At 37.7% G+C, this 1,296-nt stretch carries 1 protein-coding gene; it reads right to left on the minus strand.

Going from position 1 to position 1,296, the window contains the following annotated elements:
• Window positions 1-110: 110 nt before the first annotated feature.
• Window positions 111-1,199, minus strand: a complete 1,089-nt coding sequence (locus ACFQ0V_RS04430; protein ID WP_381010196.1) for a hypothetical protein — start codon at window positions 1,197-1,199, stop codon at window positions 111-113.
• Window positions 1,200-1,296 lie beyond the last annotated feature (97 nt).

Consider the following 1,296-nt stretch of genomic DNA (forward strand, 5'->3'; position numbering starts at 1 on the left):
ACTCATTGGTGCTATTCGCACCTTCACATTCCTTGAGGATGGGAGACTTCTTTCGGAAAGACGTTAAAAACGTATGTCAACCATTTATTTCGATGACATACGTTTGCTTTTTAGTTTGACTTATTTTCTTTAATTTCTTCTTTCATTTGTTGTTCGACATGTGGCCATTGATGATCTTCAAAGTACAATGTTTTCAATTCCATCACTTCATGAGTGTGGTCCATTGCAGAACGTGAACGGCAACTGTAGCGAACAGGGAAATAATCAGTGACAAATTTATTTTCACCATGTGCCGTTAGTGCAATGATTTGGAAACCTAATTTTTCAGCGATATAAAAGACAGGTTGCAATACATGTTCGCTAGAAGCTTTTCCGAAAGGATTGTCTAACAATAAGACGCGATCTCTTTTCAAAGACGCTCGCTTTCCTGATTTTTCGGCGATATATCTTAATAGTCCTAAGTAAAGCGCCATATTTTTACTCCATTGTTCTCCGCCCGACCATTTATTCGACTGTTCCCAACTATAATACGTAGAAGAGACTTGATCGATACTTTGAACTTTTCGACACTTCACTTGCATCACTTGATTGTCGAGAACAATTCGTAAAAGTGCCGTCATTTGCAACTTTTTTTCTAAATATTTACGCACAATCGTTGGACTTTCTTGGCCTGACTCATCAAGAAATTGACTTTTTTTCAATTGATCTTCGAGCGCCAAAAAATAATTATAAATTTTTTCTATCGCTTCTTCTCTCTGCCATTCCGGAATACGAAACTGGAAAATCGTCTTTTCCACATTCGCGATGGGAACTTTCGTACGCTTCGGTATTTCGAGTAAATCTGCTCGGATGAGATCGAGCGCACGGATGACATACTGAATAATTTGTTGTAAATCTTGATCATGTCCTTGCATCGTTTGCTCTGCGGTATAAGTCGCTTGCTCTAACCTTTTTTGAACTTGCTGACGATGCTTCATGAGAGCCTCGTACGTAGTATTTCTTTCGACACCTTGAACGACTTCTTTTTTCATACGAGGGTCGATAATCGTTTCACTAAACCGTAAAAAACGATCCTTCTCACGCTTTATTTGTTTTTGTCGTTCGGTCTCCTCACGCTGTAGTTGAATGAGCTGTCGTTTTAATTGGACAATTACTTTTAACCATTCATACGAAAACGATGTGTAAGCACTTGGTGGCAATACTTCTGTTTGGATTGTTATTTTATTTACCTAAATTGCAATATTAAATGCAACACTTTATGTGAAACCACTATATAAGGTTTTTATGTCAATTTGT

It is taken from the genome of Savagea faecisuis, assembly GCF_042675605.1.
Taxonomy (GTDB): domain Bacteria; phylum Bacillota; class Bacilli; order Bacillales_A; family Planococcaceae; genus Savagea; species Savagea faecisuis.